Source organism: Variovorax nivicola (assembly GCF_051216475.1).
Lineage (GTDB): Bacteria > Pseudomonadota > Gammaproteobacteria > Burkholderiales > Burkholderiaceae_C > Variovorax.
Genome location: NZ_JBPJZK010000009.1, coordinates 187,951 through 204,347, shown reverse-complemented (window position 1 = coordinate 204,347; position 16,397 = coordinate 187,951). Strand labels below are relative to the sequence as shown.

Below are 16,397 nucleotides of genomic sequence, written 5' to 3'. Positions count from 1 at the left end.
TCATGCGCATTCTTGGCATCGACCCCGGCTTGCAGACCACCGGCTTCGGCGTGGTCGACGCGGACGGCCATGCGCTGCGCTACGTGGCCAGCGGCACCATCAGTACCCGGCACCTGGGCACCGGCAACCTGCCGGCCCGCCTGAAGGTGCTGTTCGACGGCATCGCGGAAATCACCGCGCGCTATCAGCCCGATGCGTCGGCGGTTGAAATCATTTTTGTCAACGTCAATCCGCAGTCGACGCTGCTGCTGGGACAGGCGCGCGGCGCCTGCGTGACCGCGCTGGTGAGCAACAACCTCTCAGTGGCCGAGTACACCGCGCTGCAGATGAAGAAGGCCGTGGCCGGCCATGGCCAGGCCGCCAAGGCGCAGGTGCAGGAGATGGTGCGGCGGCTGCTCGAGCTGCCAGGCCTGCCGGGCGCCGACGCGGCGGATGCGCTGGGCATTGCCATCACGCATGCGCAGGTGGGTCGGTCGATGGCGCGGCTCGCTGAAGCGGCCGAGCTGTCGAAGACGCATGCCGGCACCTACCGGCAGGGGCGCTCGCGCTGATGACTCAGCGCACGATGTAGCGCAGTTCGCCGAGGCGCTTGCGGCGCTCTCGCACTTCGACGGCCACGGCGGGCGCATCGCCTGCCAGAGCCCGCGCGATCCAATCGGCCAGCTGCGGCATGTCGTCAGGCGTGAAGCCCAGTCGCACGATCTCCGGTACGCCGAGCCGCAGGCCATTGATGTCGCCGTCCACAGGTGCGATCGGCAGGCCGATGCCGCAGGCCAGTAGGCCGCCTTGCGCGAGCTTCTTCGCCGCATGCTGCCCGCCACCCCAGCGCGCCGCCTCGACCGCAAGCTGGTGCGACTGCGTGAAGCCGCGCGCCTTCGCGAACACGGGCAGGCCTTGCGCATCGAGCGCGCGCGCCAGCGCCTGCGCGGTCTCGCGCATCGCGGCCGCATAGGCAACGCCGTGCACCTTCCAGTCGAGCAGCCCGCGGGCCAGTGCGGCGGTGCGGCCCGCATCCGAGTTGGCCGTGAGGCCGGGGTAGGCGATGGCGTCGATGCGCTCCATCAGCGCCGCGTCGTTCGACACGATCAAACCGCCGGCCGGGCCGCCCAGGCTCTTGTAGGTGCTCATGGTGATCGCATGCGCGCCCTGTTCGAGAGGCTGCGGCCACGCCTTGCCGGCCACCATGCCCGAGAGGTGCGCGGCATCGAACAGCAGCTTCGCGCCCACGCTGTCGGCAATCTCGCGGATCGCGGGTACCGGGTGCGGGAACAGGTTCAGGCTGCCGCCGATGGTGATGAGCTTCGGCTTCAGCTCGCGCGCCAACTTCGCCAGTGCAACCACGTCGACCGTGTAGCCGTCGGCATCCACCGGCGCGGAGACCGGCTTCAGGCCATAGAGCCCGGCCGCGCCCGCCGCGTGGTGCGTGACGTGGCCGCCGATGCTGGGCGGCGGCACGATGATCGTGTCGCCGGGCTGGCAGGTTGCCATGAACACGTAGAGGTTCGACAGCGCGCCGGAGCTCACGCGCACTTCGGCGAACTTCGCGCCGAATACTTCGGCCGCCAATTCGGCGGCGACCACCTCGATGCGCTCGATGGCTTCCAGCCCCATCTCGTACTTGTCGCCCGGATAGCCGAGCGAGGGGCGCGAGCCAAGCCCGCGCGACAGCAGCGCCTCGGCGGCTGGGTTCATCACGTTGGTCGCGGGGTTGAGGTTCAGGCCCTCGACATCGTGGATGCGGTGGTTGTCGGCCACCAGCCGTTCGATCTCGGCGGCGACGCCCGCTGCATCGCGCGCAGCGGCGTCGGCGGCGATGGAGAGCACGTGGTCTTCGCTGGCGGCGGGAACCCAGGGGCGGCGTTGCAGGGCGGCTGGCATGCGGCGGATCTCGCTGGAAGTGGTGAGTGGCTGCATCGTCGCCTGCCGCCGCCGGTCGGGCAAACCGGATAATCTGGGCCTGAGCCCTAGAAAAACTTGGCCTGAAGGATTGCTCCGATGCCGCTCGCACCGCCCCGCCCTCGCCTGCCGCCGCACACGGCCGTGCGCGCCTTCGAGGCAGCAGCACGCCACGGCAGCTTCGCGCGTGCAGCCGAAGAACTCTTCGTCACGCCGGCCGCCGTCGCGCAGCAGATCAAGACGCTAGAGACCTGGGCCGGCGGCGCGCTGTTCGAGCGGCACAGCCAGGGCATTCGCCTGAGCGCGCACGGGCGGCGCGCGCTGCCGGCGCTCAGCGCGGCCGTCGACCAGCTCGGCCTGGCAGTGCAGGCGCTGCGCCACGAGACACAGACCGCCGCGCGCCGCAGCACGCTGCAAGTAGCTGCCCTGCCGGCCGTGGCGCAGCTGTGGCTGTCGCCGCGGCTCTCGCGGCTGAAGGCTGCGCTGCCCGGCGTGCAGGTGTCCGTCACGGCGCTGGAGCAGCCGCCGAACTTTCGCCGCGAGCCTTTCGATCTTGGGTTGTTCTATGCGCGGGCCGGCGAGCACATCGAGACCGCTGTCGGCGCGCAGGCGATTCCGCTCGTGCGCGACCGGCTGCTGCCCGTGTGCAGCCCGCGCCTGCAGCAGCCGCTGCCCAGCGGCCGTCCTCGCTCACTCGATGATCTGGCGGACTTGCTCGCGCGCTGCGGCGGCCTGCACGACACCGTGTGGCGCGACGATTGGCCGCGTTGGCTGCAAGCTGTTCGCCCCGGTGTCACGACGGCCGAAGCCGAAGCAATGGCCGCCGGCCCGGACTTCTCGCTCTACAGCCTCGCGCTGCAGGCCGCGCTCGATGGCGAAGGCGTGTTGATGGGCCGTGAGCGGCTCGTTGTGCCATTGCTTGCGCAAGGCAAGCTGCATGCGCCCTGGGGACGACCGAAGGCGCTGGGGGACACGGTCATGCTGCTGGTGCCTGCGCATCGCAAGGGGCCGCTGCTCGCGCAGCAGGTGCAAGCCTTGCAAGCACTCGCCGCAGCCTGAAGCAGGCCTATCGCCTGAAATCCAGCCGCCCGTTGGGCCAGCGACCGTCGATCCTGCGGTTGTCGACGATCAGGCCCACCCAGGGCTGCGTGATGGCCGGATTGCTCAGGTTGATGTAGCGGCCCACGAGCGTGTCGGGATCGACATAGCGGACATCGAGCAGGGCCTGCCGCGCGCCGCCATCCCAATCGAACAGCAGATAGAACCGGCTGCCGGCCACCCGCACAGTGGCTGTGCCCTGCTTCCATGCAGCTTCGGAATCACCAGGAATCGTCGGATCGGCGCCGCCATTCCAGCGGCTGGACCATGCGCCGACGATCGAGGATGGCGCGTCGTTCACCGATGTTGTGCCCCACGCAGGCGCGTTCGGGTCATCGGGCCCGCCGTGAAGTTCGATGCTCTCGGCAAACGCTTCGATATCTGCGCCATCCGGGTCGGGCGCATCTTCGACGCCGAATGGGTTTCGGCCGGGGGAGGTGTTGGTGTTCATGGCGCCATCGTGCGCCGGAGCGTGCCGCCACGCATGCCGTTTCCGGACATGCGAACGAGGACGCAAAGGCTACGCCACGCGCTCGGCGATCAGCACCGCGAAAAAGCCGAACGCCGCAAGCAGCGTCCACTTCAACACGATCCATCCGATGCGCCGGTACTTGGCCTGCCCCGTGCCCGCATAGAACGCAAAGCACACGCCCGCCACCAGCAGAAGCAGCAGGATGGCCCAGCGGAAAAGAAGCATGTGAGGCGGAGAGACGGGCGTGGCCTACCAGGCCCGGGCAACTTCGCCGAAACCGCGCGGTGCGCGCTTCTCGTCCTCGAAGGTCACGACTTCGTAGGCGTCGCTGTGCGAGAGCAGTTCGCGCAGCAGCTTATTGTTGAGCGCATGGCCCGAACGGAACGCGGTGTAGGCCGCCAGCAGCGGCTTGCCGATGATGTACAGGTCGCCCATGGCGTCGAGGATCTTGTGCTTCACGAACTCGTCGTCGTAGCGCAGGCCGCCCGCATTGAGCACCTTGGTGTCGTCCATCACGATGGCGTTGTCCAGGCCGCCGCCGAGCGCGAGGCCCTTGCTGCGCATGTACTCGACTTCCTTGGTGAAGCCGAAGGTGCGCGCGCGCGCGATGTCGCGGCTGTACGAGTCGGTGCCAAGGTCGAACTCCACGCGCTGGCCGGTGGAATTGACCACGCGGTGGTCGAAGTCGATCTCGAAGCTGAGCTTGTAGCCGTGGTACGGCTCCAGGCTTGCCCACTTCTCGTTGGCGCCCTCACCTTCGCGCACTTCGACCTTGCGGGTCACGCGGATGAAGCGGCGCGGCGCCTTCTGCAGCGCGATGCCCGCGCTTTGCAGCAGGAACACGAAGGACGAGGCCGACCCGTCGAGGATCGGCACTTCGTCGGCCGTGATGTCGATGTAGAGGTTGTCGATGCCCAGCCCAGCGCAGGCTGACATCAGATGTTCGACGGTCTGCACCTTGGCACCGCCGGTGGAAACGGTGGATGCAAGGCGCGTGTCGGTGACCGCCTCGGCGGTCATGCGGATCTCGGCCGGCTCCGGCAGGTCGACGCGGCGGAACACGATGCCCGTGTCGGCAGGGGCCGGTCGCAGCGTCAGCTCCACGCGTTGGCCGCTATGGAGCCCCACGCCCACGGCGCGGCTGATCGACTTGAGGGTTCGTTGTTGCAGCACGGCCGGGATTTTAGGCGCGCGACGGGCGTGGCGCCCTATGCCCCTCGCTATGGCACCGATAGACATGGGTTCTATGCAATCCCGCCAAATTGGCGCGAAATGGACGCAAAGGGCACGAGGTGAGCGCAGCGCCTAGAGCCAGCAGACGTCCCTTTCAGGTCGTCCCTGTGCCCCTTGCGAACCCTCGTGCCCTCTGCGTCTGGCCGAGTTCACCCCGCGATGGCCTCCAGCGAGACCATCGAACGGGGTGTCCTCTTAATCAGCCTGGCGACGAAGGAAGGCCGGAATCTCGAAGTCGTCCATGCCGCCCGAAGACAGCGCGTCCACCTTCGCTGCGGCCATCGTGCGGTTGGTGCGCCACACGCTGGGAACGGCCATGCCGTCGTAGTTGGGCTGGCTGTGGCCGCCACCACTGGCGTGCCCCGTACCACCGAGCGTCGGCACGTTGAACGGGATGTTGTCGGTGCCGGTGCGGATCACTTCCAGCGTAGGTGCCTGGCGGCGGGCATCGGCACGCGACAGGCCCGTGGCCACCACCGTCACGCGCATCTCGTCGCCGAGGCTGTCGTCGTAGGCCGCGCCGTAGATCACGTGCGCGTCCGGCGAAGCGTAGGCGCGAATGGTGTTCATCGCGAGCTTCGATTCGTTCAGCTTCAGCGAGCCCTTCGACGCCGTCACCAGCACCAGCACGCCCTTGGCACCCGAGAGGTCGATGCCTTCGAGCAGCGGGCAGGCCACGGCCTGTTCGGCGGCGATGCGCGCGCGGTCCGGACCGGCTGCGGCAGCGGTGCCCATCATGGCCTTGCCGGGTTCGCCCATCACGGTGCGCACGTCTTCGAAGTCGACGTTCACGCCGCCGTACTCGTTGATGATTTCCGAGATGCCGCCCACGGCGTTCTTCAGCACGTCGTTGGCCTGCGCGAAGGCTTCGTCCTGAGTGACGTCCTCGCCCAGCACGTCGAGCAGCTTCTCGTTGAGCACCACGATCAGCGAATCGACGTTCGCTTCGAGTTCAGCCAGGCCGGCGTCGGCATTGGTCATGCGACGGCCGCCTTCCCAGTCGAAGGGCTTGGTCACCACACCCACGGTGAGGATGCCCATTTCCTTCGCGACGCGTGCGATGACGGGCGCGGCGCCGGTGCCGGTGCCACCGCCCATGCCGGCCGTGATGAACAGCATGTGCGCGCCGTCGATGGCCGCGCGGATGTCGTCCACCGCGAGCTCGGCCGCTTCACGGCCCTTGTCGGGCTTGCTGCCGGCACCCAGGCCGCTGGTGCCGAGCTGGATGATCTTGTGCGCGCTGCTGCGCTGCAGTGCCTGTGCGTCGGTGTTCGCGCAGACGAACTGAACGCCCTGCACGCCGCGCTCCATCATGTGGGCGACCGCATTGCCGCCGCCACCGCCAACACCGATCACCTTGATCTGCGTGCCCTGATTGAACTCTTCGACTTCGATCATTTCGATGGTCATTTTTAACTCCTTGAATCTTGCAGTTGCCGTTATGTGTCTATGAATAATTCTTGTGCCGTGACGAGATCAACGATGCGTCCGTCACGATGGTGGACCTGTTCGTCGCCATCGCTCGTTGAAATGCAATGGGGGGCTGCCACGCGCGAGCCAGAGTGGAGACTTGATCATGGCTAGAAATTCCCCACGATGAAGTCTTTGAAACGTCCGAATGCAGTCTTTACCGACCCATTCTTCTGTGCGACCTTGAAGCCACGCATGCGCGCGAACCGTGCCTCTTCGAGCAGGCCCATCACCGTCGCTGCACGAGGCTGCGCAACCATGTCGGACAGCGCGCTCGAATACTTCGGGATGCCGCGGCGCACGGGCTTCAGGAAGATGTCTTCACCGAGCTCGACCATGCCGGGCATCACGGCGCTGCCGCCCGTGAGCACCACGCCCGACGACAGCACTTCTTCATAGCCCGACTCGCGCACCACCTGCTGCACCAGCGAGAAGATTTCTTCGATGCGCGGCTCGATCACGCCGGCCAGTGCCTGCTTGCTCAGCATGCGCGGGCCGCGGTCGCCCAGGCCCGGCACTTCGACTTGCGTGTCGGGGTCGGCCAGCAGTTGCTTGGCATAGCCGTTCTCAACCTTGATGTCTTCCGCGTCTTTCGTCGGCGTGCGCAGCGCCATCGCGATGTCGCTCGTGATGAGGTCGCCCGCGATCGGGATCACGGCCGTATGGCGGATCGCACCGTTGGTGAAGATCGCCACGTCGGTCGTGCCCGCGCCGATGTCGACCAGCACCACGCCGAGCTCGCGCTCGTCTTCGGTCAGCACCGCCTGACTTGAGGCCAGCGGGTTCAGCATCAGCTGGTCGACTTCGAGGCCGCAGCGGCGCACGCACTTGATGATGTTCTCGGCCGCGCTCTGTGCGCCGGTCACGATGTGCACCTTGGCTTCGAGCCGCATGCCGCTCATGCCGATCGGCTCCTTCACATCCTGGCCGTCGATCACGAACTCCTGCGGCTCCACCAGCAGCAGGCGCTGGTCGCTGGAGATGTTGATGGCGCGCGCCGTCTCCACCACGCGGGCCACGTCGGCGGGCGTCACTTCCTTGTCCTTCACCGCCACCATGCCGCTCGAATTGATGCCGCGGATATGGCTGCCGGTGATGCCGGTGTAGACGCGGCTGATCTTGCAGTCGGCCATCAGCTCGGCCTCTTTCAGGGCCTGCTGGATGCTCTGCACGGTGGCGTCGATATTCACCACCACGCCGCGCTTCAAGCCGTTGCTTGGCGCGATGCCGAGGCCGGCCAGCTTGAGCTCGCCTCCAGGCAGCACTTCGGCCACGACCACCATCACCTTGGCGGTGCCGATGTCGAGTCCTACGACCAGGTCTTTGTATTCTTTAGGCATTGAGATATGTCCTCGATTTCTCGATGAGCGCTACTTGATTTTTCTTGGGGCCTCTGGCGAGACCGTGGTGACGCCGCGCAGCCGCAATGCATACGCGTCGTTGTGTCGCAGGTCGGCGCCCTCCACGTCGGCCATCGTGCGGCGGTACTGGCCCGCGACCTGGGTCACGGTCTTCAGGAACCGCTGCAGGCGGGCCGTCACCTCCTCGCTCTGGCCGCGGCCGAGCTCTATCTCGGCACCGCTGTCGAGCACCACCTTCCAGCTGCCCCGGCTCGACAGCGTGAGCTCGTCGATGCTCATGTCGTAAGGCTGGAACTGCGGCTGCAGCACGCGGTACATCCCCAGTACCTGGCCGGCCTGTTCGATCGGGCCGTCCAGGCGCGGCAGGTTGTCGTCCACCTCGGCCACGTTGGCCTCGAACACGTCGCCGAAACCGTTGATCAGCTTCGAGCCCGCGTCGTCGCCCCAGTTGGCCACCGGCACCTGCTCGGTCAGCGTCACGCGCAGCTTGTTGGGGAACTCGCGCCGCACCACCGCGCTGCGCACCCATGGCACCGACTCGAAGGCAGCGCGTGCGCGCCCCAAGTCGATGGTGAAGAAGTTGCCCGTGAGCTGCGGCGCCACGTTGGCACGCAGCGTGACCGCGTTGTTGTGCGTGACTTCGCCGTCCACCTTGATGCCGCCGATGGGGAAGAAAGGCTGCCGCAGCACCCACCACGCGCCCGCGGCCAGCAGCATGAGCGCCACCATCGCGAAGGCAATGTTCGCGACGATGTTCATGAGCTTGACGTCGAAGGGCGCTGGGATGCTGTCGGCCATGGCTATAGCGAGCCTCCCGTTGCGTCGAGCGCGGCCGAGGCCAGCACCCGCAGGCACAGGTCTTCGTACGCGATGCCCGCAGCGCGGGCCGACATCGGCACCAGCGAATGGCTGGTCATGCCGGGCGAGGTGTTCATCTCCAGCAGGAAGGGCTTGCGGTCGCTGGCGCGGATCATCACGTCGGCGCGGCCCCAGCCGCGGCAGCCGAGCGTGCGATAGGCGGCCAGCGTGATGCGCTGGATCTCGTGCTCTTCCGCCTCGGGCAGGCCGCTCGGGCACTGGTACTTCACGTCGTCGGTGAAGTACTTGTTCTGGTAGTCGTAAGCGCCTTCGGGTGCAGAGATGCGCACCACCGGCAGCGCGCGCGCATCGAGCCCGTGGCCGAGCACGGCACAGGTCACTTCCTCGCCTTCGATGAATTCTTCGCAGAGCACGTCGGCGTCGTACTTGGCCGACAGCGTGATCGCGTCCTGCATCTGCGAGTAGCCCTCGACCTTGGTCACGCCGATGGAGGAGCCCTCGCGCGGCGGCTTCACGATCAGCGGCAGGCCAAGCACGTCGGGCACGGCCATGATCTGCTCGCGGCTTTGCTGGTCGAAGGCCAGGCGCACGTACTTGGGCGTCGGCAGGCCGTCGGCTTGCCAGATGCGCTTGGTCATGACCTTGTCCATGGCCACGCTGGAGGCCATCACGCCCGAGCCGGTGTACGGAATGCCGAGCAGTTCGAGCGCCCCCTGCACGGTGCCGTCCTCGCCATGGCGGCCATGCAATGCGACGAAGCAACGCGCGAAGCCTTCGCGCTTCAGGTCTGCCAGCTCACGCTGCGACGGGTCGAAGGCATGCGCATCGACACCGCGCGAACGCAGGGCTTCGAGCACGCCGGTGCCCGACATCAACGAGATTTCGCGTTCGGCGGAACTGCCGCCGAACAGCACGGCAACCTTGCCGAAGAGTTTGGGGTCCTGAAGGCTCATGAGGCCCTCCCTTTGCGCGAATCGCGCTGCGATGTTGAAGGTGCGGTGGCTGTAGCCGTGGCCGCGCCGAGTTCGACGACCTTGCCCGGCACCGCGCCGATGGAGCCGGCGCCCATGGAAAGCACCACGTCGCCCGCGCGGGCGTTGTCGAGAATGGCTTGGGGCATGGCTGCGATGTCGTCGACGAACACCGGCTCGACCTTGCCGGCCACGCGCAGTGCGCGCGCCAGCGTGCGGCCGTCGGCCGCCACGATGGGTGCCTCGCCCGCGGCATAGACCTCGCCAAGCAGCACAGAGTCGGCCGTGCCGATGACCTTCACGAAGTCTTCGAAGCAGTCGCGCGTGCGGGTGTAGCGGTGCGGCTGGAAGGCCAGCACCAGCCGGCGGCCCGGGAACGCGCCGCGCGCGGCGGCGATGGTGGCCGCCATCTCGACCGGGTGATGGCCGTAGTCGTCGATCACGGTGAAGGTGCCGGTGGCATCTCCGCCTTGCACAGCCACGTCGCCGTAGCTCTGGAAGCGGCGGCCCACGCCCTTGAAGCCCGCAAGGCCGCGCTGCACGGCTTCGTCTGGAATGCCGAGCTCCACGGCCACCGCGATCACCGACAGCGCATTGCGCACGTTGTGCTCGCCCGGCAGGTTCAGCACGATGGGCAGGTCCGGCAGCGTCACGCCGTTGCGGCGCTGCGCGGTGAAATGCATCTGGCCGCCGACGGCACGCACGTCGATGGCGCGCACCTGAGCGTCCTCACCGAAGCCGTAGCTGGTAACGGGGCAGGTCACGTCGGCCACAATCTCGCGCACCGCCGGATCGTCGGTGCAGAGAATGGCCACGCCGTAGAACGGCATGCGGTGCAGGAAGTCGACGAAGGCTTTCTTGAGCTTCGCGAAGTCGTGCCCGTAAGTCTCCATATGGTCGGCGTCGATGTTCGTGACCACCGCCATCACCGGCAGCAGGTTCAGGAACGAGGCGTCCGACTCGTCGGCCTCGACCACGATGTAGTCGCCGCTGCCGAGCTGCGCGTTGGCACCGGCGCTGTTCAGGCGGCCGCCGATCACGAAGGTCGGATCGAGCCCGGCGGCGTCGAGCACGCTCGCCACCAGGCTGGTGGTGGTGGTCTTGCCGTGCGTGCCGGCAATGGCAATGCCCTGCTTCAGGCGCATCAGCTCGGCCAGCATCAGCGCGCGCGGCACCACCGGAATGCGCTTCTCGCGCGCGGCCAGCACTTCGGGGTTGTCCGACTGCACGGCGGTGGAGGTGACGACCGCGTCCGCGCCGTCGATGTGCGCGGCGGCGTGGCCCACGAAGGTGCCGATGCCAAGGCCCGCGAGACGGCGCAGCGTGACGCTGTCGGACAGGTCGGAGCCCGTGATCTTGTAGCCCAGGTTCAGCAGCACTTCGGCGATACCGCTCATGCCGGAACCACCGACGCCGACGAAGTGAATGTGACGAATCGCGTGCTTCATTTGGCAAGCTCCTCGCAGGCGCGGACGACCGCCTCGACGGCTTCGGTCTTCTGCATGGTCTTGGCCTTGGCGGCCTTGTCGATCAGCGCGGTGCGCCCGGTGTTCTGTAGCAAGTCAGCCAGCAATTCAGGAGTGAGGTCGGCCTGCTGCACGAGCCATCCGCCGCCCGCGTCCACGAGGAAGCGCGCGTTGGTGGTCTGGTGGTCGTCGACCGCCGAGGGGAAAGGCACGAACAGCGCTGCTGCGCCGACGGCCGCGATTTCTGTGACGGTGCTGGCGCCGGCGCGCGCGACGATGATGTCGGCGTCGGCGTAAGCCTGCGCCGTGTCTTCGATGAACGGCGTGAGTTCGCCTTCGACGCCGGCCGCCGTGTAGTTGGCGCGCAGTTCGTCGATCTGCTTGGCGCCGCTCTGGTGCAGCACCTGCGGGCGCGTGGCCGGCTCGATGCGTGCCAGCGCCTGCGGCACCACGGTGTTGAGGCCGCGGGCACCGAGGCTGCCGCCGACCACCAGCAATTTCAGCGGACCGGTACGGCCCGCGAAGCGCGTGGCCGGATCGGGCTGCGAAGTGAAGGCCGCGCGCAGCGGGTTGCCCACCCACTGCGCCTTCTTCAGCACATTGGGGAAGGCCGTGAACACACGGTCGGCCACGCCCGCCAGCACCTTGTTGGCGAGACCTGCCACCGAGTTCTGCTCGTGCAGCACCAGCGGCTTGTTGAGCAGCACGCCCATCATTCCGCCCGGAAAGGTGATGTAGCCGCCGAGGCCCACCAGCACGTCGGGCTTCACGCGGCGCACCACGCGCAGGCTCTGCCAGAAGGCGCGCAGCAGCTTCAGCGGCAACAGGAACAGCGTGAGCGGGCCCTTGCCGCGCACGCCGCCGAACTGCACGGGCTCGAAGGCGAAGCCGCGCGGCGGCACGAGTTTTTCTTCCATGCTGCCGGGCGCGCCAAGCCAGTGCACCTGCCAGCCGCGCTCGCGCAGGGCCTCGGCCACCGCGAGTCCCGGGAAGATGTGGCCACCAGTGCCGCCTGCCATGACGAGTGCGGTACGGCCGGTCATACGCGACCCCCACGCATGAGCACGCGGTTTTCGTAGTCGATGCGCAGCACGATGGCCAGCGCCACAAGGTTCATCAGGATGGCCGAGCCGCCGAAGCTCATCAGCGGCAAGGTCAGGCCCTTGGTCGGCAGAGCGCCCAGGTTCACGCCCATGTTGATGAAGGTCTGGAAGCCAAGCCACACGCCCACGCCCTGTGCCACGAGACCCGAGAACACGCGGTCGAGTGCAATCGCCTGGCGGCCGATGTGCATGATGCGGCGCGTGAGCCAGAGGAACATGCCGATGATCAGCAGCACGCCGACCAGGCCGAACTCTTCGCCGATCACGGCCAGCAGGAAGTCGGTGTGCGCCTCGGGCAGCCAGTGCAGCTTCTCGACGCTGCCGCCCAAGCCCACGCCGAAAATCTCGCCGCGCCCGATGGCGATCAGCGAGTGCGACAACTGGTAGCCCTTGCCCAGCGCGTGCTCTTCGCTCCACGGATCGAGGTACGCAAAAATGCGCTCGCGGCGCCACGGGCTGCTCGCGACGATGGTGCCGAAGGCCACCACCACCAGCGCAGCAATCACGAAGAACATGCGCGCATTCACGCCGCCCAGGAACAGGATGCCCATGGCGATCACGGCGATCACCATGAACGCGCCCATGTCCGGCTCGGCCATCACCAGCATGCCAACCACCACCACCGCGATGCCCATCGGCAGCACGGCGCGGAAGAAGCGCTCCTTGATCTCCATCTTGCGCACCATGTAGCTGGCGGCGTAGAGCACCATCGCGAGCTTGGCCAGCTCCGAAGGCTGGAAGCGCATGAAGCCCATCGGCAGCCAGCGGCGCGCGCCGTTCACGTTGATGCCGATGTGCGGAATGAGCACAGCCACCAGCAGCAGCAGCGAGGCCACGAAGAGCCAGGGCGCGGCGCGCTCCCAGGTCTTCATCGGGATCTGGAAGGCCAGCAGCGCGGTGATGAACGCAAAGATCACCGAGGCCGCGTGTCGCGTGAGGAAGTACGAGGCGCTGTAGCCCGCGCGCGCAAAGCGCGGGTTGTCGGGCAGCGCGATGGAGGCCGAATACACCATGATCAGGCCCCAGGTCAGCAGCGCGACCGTGACCCAGACCAGCGCCTGGTCGAAACCCAGCACGCGCATCGGCGTGGCTTTTGTCTGCGCGATGCCGGCGCCGCCCAGCCGCACGGGCAGGTGCACGGGCAGCGAGTCGATCCCGCTGCGGGCGCGCCTGAACCAGCCGCCGAAGCGGCTGGTGGATGCGTTGGGCGTGGCGCCTGAGGCGGCAGAGTTCAAACCGTGTCCTCCGTCGTCGAATCGCCCATGCCGCGCGGGTTGTCCTCGTAGGCCTGCACGGCCTCGCGGAACACCTCGGCGCGGTGCGCGTAGTCCTTGAACATGTCGAAGCTCGCACAGGCCGGTGACAGCAGCACGGCATCACCGGGGTTGGCGCGCGCGGACGCGAGCTTCACAGCCTCGTCCATCGAGGCGGCATGCAGCAGCGAAACGCCGGTCGATGCCAGCGCGGCCTCGATGATCGGCGCGTCGCGGCCGATGAGCACCACGGCGCGCGCGTACTGGCGCACGGGCTCGGCCAGCGGCTCAAAGTCTTGCCCCTTGCCGTCACCACCGAGGATGACGACCACGCGGCGCTCTTCGCCCAGGCCGATCAACGCGGCCACGGTGGCGCCGACGTTGGTGCCCTTGCTGTCGTCGAAGTACTCGACCTCGTCCACGATGGCGATGGGCTCCACGCGGTGCGGCTCGCCGTGGTATTCGCGCAGGCCGTAGAGCATCGGGCCCAGCGGGCAGTCGGCAGCACTGGCCAGCGCGAGCGCGGCCAGCGCGTTCATGGCGTTGTGGCGGCCGCGGATGCGCAGCGCGTCGGCGGGCATCAGGCGTTGCAGGAAGATTTCTTCTTCCACCACGGCGCCGCGCTTGCGCTTCTGCGTTTCGTCGGCTTCCAGCGCGCGCACCAGCCAGGCCATGCCGTTGACGCGCTCGATGCCGTAGTCACCCGGGCGCAGCGGCATGGCCGCGCCGAAGGTGACGTGCGTGCGGATCTGCGGGCGCTGCAGCTTGACCCTGACGGGCGCGGGCAGCATCGCCATCACGCCGACATCGTCGCGGTTGAGGATCATCAGCCCGTGCGCGCCGAAGATGCGCGCCTTGGCCGCCGCATAGGCCGGCATGTCGCCATGCCAGTCGAGGTGGTCTTGCGTGAGGTTGAGCACGGTGGCTGCGGTGGGCTCGAAGTCCTGCACGCCGTCGAGCTGGAAGCTGGACAGTTCGAGCACCCACACGTCGGGCAGCGTGTCGGCATCCATGTGCGCCGAGAGCGTGTCGAGCAGCGTCGGGCCGATGTTGCCGGCCACGGCCACGGTCTTGCCCGCGCGCTCGACCAGTTGGCCGGTGAGCGAGGTGACGGTGGTCTTGCCGTTGGTGCCGGTAATGGCGAGCACCGCGGGCGTGTAGCCCTTGGGGGCTTCGGGCTCGACGATGGGCGCCAGTTCGAGCTGGGGCGATTCTTCCTCGACGGCGGCCGAGGCCGGGTTGGTGGCGGAGATTTCGGCGATCTTGGCGACGAACTCGGCGGCCTCCCTGGCGGCGGTCGGGACGTAGGGCTTGCCGGTAGAGGGCAGGCGGGAAGCGGTGGCGGGTGCGGGAGCCTCGGGAACAACGACGGGCACTTCCGGCGTTTCGGCCATTGCCTCGGTGGCTTCCGGTGCGGGCTCGGCCACCGGCTCGACGACTTCTGCGGCCTCGGGCGGCAGTGGCACGGCGACGCTCATCGACGGATCGCGCGGCATGGCTTCGGCCTGCGCGGGCACGGTTTCGGCGGCGACCTCAGGCGTTTCGGTTTCGACAGGCTCGGGCTCTTGCACCGGCTCGGCCACGGCTTCCGCTTGCTCGGCGGGCGCGGGCTCGTCCAGCGGCAGTTGCGCCTGCGCCTCCGGCTCGGCGGTTTCCACGGGCGCTTCTGCTTCGGGTGCGGCTTCGGGTTCCGGCTCGGCTTCGACCACCGGCACTTCCACAGTCCGCAGATCCAGCAGCGCACGCGCGAAAAGATCCAGCTCGCCACCAACCGGCAGACCCACAGCGCGCGCCGCATCGGCCACCAACGCGATGGTCGCGGGCGAAAGCCCCGGCGAGCGATACACCGCGCGGATCGGCGTGCCTTCAACCAGCGCAGCCGTGAACGGCCCGCCGACGAACGTCACCCCGGGCAGCTCCGCCCGCAGCGTCGCGAGCAGTGCTGGTGCCTCGCGCGTATCGGCCACGGTCACGACGGCACCGTGGCGCGCGCACCAGCGCGTCATCGCCAGCCCGGACGCACCGAGGCCGAGGATGAGAACGGGGAGGTCTTTCAGATGCCGCATGGTTCCGTTACCGCAGCTTCAACGTCGAAAGACCCACGAGGCACAGCAGCATCGTGATGATCCAGAAGCGCACCACGACCTGCGTCTCGCGCCAGCCGCTCTTCTCGAAGTGATGGTGCAGCGGCGCCATCTTGAGCACGCGGCGGCCTTCGCCGTAGCGCTTCTTCGTGTACTTGAAGTACATGACCTGCGCCATCACCGAGATCGCCTCGACCACGAAGATGCCGCCCATGATGAAGAACACGATCTCCTGACGCACGATGACCGCGATGGTGCCCAGCGCGCCGCCGAGCGCCAGCGCGCCCACGTCGCCCATGAAGACCTGCGCCGGATGGGTGTTGAACCAGAGGAACGCGAGCCCCGCGCCGGCCATGGCCGAGCAGAACACCAGCAGCTCGCCCGAGCCCGGGATGTTGGGGAACAGCAGGTACTTGGAGTACACAGCGCTGCCCGTGACATAGGCGAACACGCCCAGCGCCGAGCCCACCATCACCACCGGCATGATCGCGAGGCCGTCGAGGCCGTCGGTCAGGTTCACGGCATTGCTCGCGCCCACGATCACCAGGTACGTGAGGATCACGAAGCCGATGCCGCCCAGCGGGTAGCTCACTTCCTTGAAGAAAGGCACCAGCAGGTTGATCTTGGGCGGAAAGTCGAGGTCGAAGCCCGACTGCACCCACGCGAAGAACAGCTGCACCACGCGCCAGTTGGAGCTCTCCGAGATGCTGAAGAGCAGGTAGAAGGCCGCAATCAGGCCGACCACCGACTGCCAGAAATACTTCTCGCGCGAGCGCATGCCTTCGGGGTCTTTGCGAACCACCTTGCGCCAGTCGTCGACCCAGCCGATGGCGCCGAAGCCCATCGTGACCCACAGCACGATCCACACGAACCGGTTCGAAATATCGAACCACAGCAGCGTGGCGAAGGCGATGGCGAACAGCACCAGCACGCCGCCCATGGTGGGCGTGCCGCTCTTGGTGAGGTGCGTTTCCATGCCGTAGCCGCGAATCGGCTGGCCGATCTTGAGCGCGGCCAGGCGGCGGATCACGTACGGGCCGGCCACGAGGCCGACCACGAGCGCGGTCAGCGCAGCCATCAGCGCGCGGAAAGTGAGGTATTGAAAAACGCGCAAAAACCCGAACTCGGGCGAGAGCGTCTGCAGCCATTGGGCCAGGGTCATCAGCATGTT

Annotated in this window: 15 protein-coding genes; 2 read left to right on the top strand and 13 right to left on the bottom strand. The window is 67.5% G+C overall.

From position 1 onward, the window contains the following. Positions 1–2 precede the first annotated feature (2 nt). Positions 3–551 (top strand): crossover junction endodeoxyribonuclease RuvC, encoded by a 549-nt coding sequence (gene ruvC, locus ACSFBF_RS29360; RefSeq protein WP_093056250.1) that lies wholly within the window; start codon positions 3–5, stop codon positions 549–551. 4 nt (positions 552–555) lie between these two features. Here ruvC and ACSFBF_RS29355 read toward each other — a convergent pair whose 3' ends face one another. Next, the gene (locus tag ACSFBF_RS29355; protein ID WP_435473250.1) at positions 556–1,878 is read right to left on the bottom strand and encodes a serine hydroxymethyltransferase; all 1,323 of its coding nucleotides are present in this window, start codon (positions 1,876–1,878) and stop codon (positions 556–558) included. Between the two features lie 117 nt (positions 1,879–1,995). Here ACSFBF_RS29355 and ACSFBF_RS29350 point away from each other — a divergent pair, with 117 nt between their 5' ends. After that, on the top strand, positions 1,996–2,955 hold the full coding sequence (locus tag ACSFBF_RS29350; protein ID WP_435473150.1) for a LysR family transcriptional regulator: 960 nt from the start codon (positions 1,996–1,998) through the stop codon (positions 2,953–2,955). A gap of 7 nt (positions 2,956–2,962) precedes the next feature. Here the strand turns inward: ACSFBF_RS29350 and ACSFBF_RS29345 are convergent, their stop codons facing one another. The 12 genes from ACSFBF_RS29345 to mraY form a co-directional block, all read right to left on the bottom strand. Then, a complete protein-coding gene (locus ACSFBF_RS29345) occupies positions 2,963–3,445 on the bottom strand; it encodes a hypothetical protein (RefSeq protein ID WP_435473148.1) in 483 nt (160 codons plus the stop codon). Positions 3,446–3,514: 69 nt separating this feature from the next. Then, the gene (locus ACSFBF_RS29340; protein WP_164713437.1) at positions 3,515–3,691 is read right to left on the bottom strand and encodes a hypothetical protein; all 177 of its coding nucleotides are present in this window, start codon (positions 3,689–3,691) and stop codon (positions 3,515–3,517) included. Between the two features lie 24 nt (positions 3,692–3,715). After that, positions 3,716–4,639 carry a UDP-3-O-acyl-N-acetylglucosamine deacetylase gene (gene lpxC / locus ACSFBF_RS29335; RefSeq protein ID WP_176928810.1) on the bottom strand — a complete coding sequence of 308 codons (924 nt, stop codon included), beginning with the start codon at positions 4,637–4,639 and terminating at the stop codon, positions 3,716–3,718. Between the two features lie 255 nt (positions 4,640–4,894). Next, complete coding sequence (gene ftsZ, locus ACSFBF_RS29330; protein ID WP_093056258.1) at positions 4,895–6,109, bottom strand: cell division protein FtsZ; 1,215 nt, start codon at positions 6,107–6,109, stop codon at positions 4,895–4,897. 170 nt (positions 6,110–6,279) lie between these two features. Then, positions 6,280–7,509: a cell division protein FtsA gene (ftsA, locus tag ACSFBF_RS29325; protein WP_007832444.1), complete on the bottom strand. Its 1,230-nt coding sequence runs from the start codon at positions 7,507–7,509 to the stop codon at positions 6,280–6,282. Positions 7,510–7,539: 30 nt separating this feature from the next. Then, positions 7,540–8,328 carry a cell division protein FtsQ/DivIB gene (locus ACSFBF_RS29320; protein WP_093078611.1) on the bottom strand — a complete coding sequence of 263 codons (789 nt, stop codon included), beginning with the start codon at positions 8,326–8,328 and terminating at the stop codon, positions 7,540–7,542. Between the two features lie 2 nt (positions 8,329–8,330). Beyond that, entirely contained in the window at positions 8,331–9,302 is a 972-nt protein-coding gene (locus ACSFBF_RS29315; protein WP_426391502.1) for a D-alanine--D-alanine ligase, read from the bottom strand. Continuing rightward, complete coding sequence (gene murC / locus ACSFBF_RS29310) at positions 9,299–10,768, bottom strand: UDP-N-acetylmuramate--L-alanine ligase (RefSeq protein WP_435473144.1); 1,470 nt, start codon at positions 10,766–10,768, stop codon at positions 9,299–9,301. Before murC ends, ACSFBF_RS29315 begins: the two co-directional genes overlap by 4 nt. Next, the gene (gene murG, locus ACSFBF_RS29305; RefSeq protein WP_435473142.1) at positions 10,765–11,829 is read right to left on the bottom strand and encodes an undecaprenyldiphospho-muramoylpentapeptide beta-N-acetylglucosaminyltransferase; all 1,065 of its coding nucleotides are present in this window, start codon (positions 11,827–11,829) and stop codon (positions 10,765–10,767) included. The genes murC and murG overlap by 4 nt, the downstream gene beginning before the upstream one ends. Then, a complete protein-coding gene (ftsW, locus tag ACSFBF_RS29300; RefSeq protein WP_435473140.1) occupies positions 11,826–13,124 on the bottom strand; it encodes a putative lipid II flippase FtsW in 1,299 nt (432 codons plus the stop codon). The genes murG and ftsW overlap by 4 nt, the downstream gene beginning before the upstream one ends. Beyond that, positions 13,121–15,208: a UDP-N-acetylmuramoyl-L-alanine--D-glutamate ligase gene (gene murD / locus ACSFBF_RS29295; RefSeq protein WP_435473138.1), complete on the bottom strand. Its 2,088-nt coding sequence runs from the start codon at positions 15,206–15,208 to the stop codon at positions 13,121–13,123. The genes ftsW and murD overlap by 4 nt, the downstream gene beginning before the upstream one ends. A 7-nt stretch (positions 15,209–15,215) precedes the next feature. Next, positions 15,216–16,394 carry a phospho-N-acetylmuramoyl-pentapeptide-transferase gene (gene mraY / locus ACSFBF_RS29290; protein ID WP_093056272.1) on the bottom strand — a complete coding sequence of 393 codons (1,179 nt, stop codon included), beginning with the start codon at positions 16,392–16,394 and terminating at the stop codon, positions 15,216–15,218. Positions 16,395–16,397: the final 3 nt, after the last annotated feature.

What these genes read in the sequence shown, in the direction of transcription:
- ACSFBF_RS29315 (WP_426391502.1), bottom strand. Translation starts at nt 9,302, where the DNA reads ATGAGCCTTCAGGACCCCAAACTCTTCGGCAAGGTTGCCGTGCTGTTC.
- ruvC (WP_093056250.1), top strand. Translation starts at nt 3, where the DNA reads ATGCGCATTCTTGGCATCGACCCCGGCTTGCAGACCACCGGCTTCGGC.
- murD (WP_435473138.1), bottom strand. Translation starts at nt 15,208, where the DNA reads ATGCGGCATCTGAAAGACCTCCCCGTTCTCATCCTCGGCCTCGGTGCG.
- murC (WP_435473144.1), bottom strand. Translation starts at nt 10,768, where the DNA reads ATGAAGCACGCGATTCGTCACATTCACTTCGTCGGCGTCGGTGGTTCC.
- ftsA (WP_007832444.1), bottom strand. Translation starts at nt 7,509, where the DNA reads ATGCCTAAAGAATACAAAGACCTGGTCGTAGGACTCGACATCGGCACC.
- ACSFBF_RS29345 (WP_435473148.1), bottom strand. Translation starts at nt 3,445, where the DNA reads ATGAACACCAACACCTCCCCCGGCCGAAACCCATTCGGCGTCGAAGAT.
- ACSFBF_RS29340 (WP_164713437.1), bottom strand. Translation starts at nt 3,691, where the DNA reads ATGCTTCTTTTCCGCTGGGCCATCCTGCTGCTTCTGCTGGTGGCGGGC.
- murG (WP_435473142.1), bottom strand. Translation starts at nt 11,829, where the DNA reads ATGACCGGCCGTACCGCACTCGTCATGGCAGGCGGCACTGGTGGCCAC.
- ACSFBF_RS29355 (WP_435473250.1), bottom strand. Translation starts at nt 1,878, where the DNA reads ATGCCAGCCGCCCTGCAACGCCGCCCCTGGGTTCCCGCCGCCAGCGAA.
- ftsZ (WP_093056258.1), bottom strand. Translation starts at nt 6,109, where the DNA reads ATGACCATCGAAATGATCGAAGTCGAAGAGTTCAATCAGGGCACGCAG.
- mraY (WP_093056272.1), bottom strand. Translation starts at nt 16,394, where the DNA reads ATGCTGATGACCCTGGCCCAATGGCTGCAGACGCTCTCGCCCGAGTTC.
- ACSFBF_RS29320 (WP_093078611.1), bottom strand. Translation starts at nt 8,328, where the DNA reads ATGGCCGACAGCATCCCAGCGCCCTTCGACGTCAAGCTCATGAACATC.
- ACSFBF_RS29350 (WP_435473150.1), top strand. Translation starts at nt 1,996, where the DNA reads ATGCCGCTCGCACCGCCCCGCCCTCGCCTGCCGCCGCACACGGCCGTG.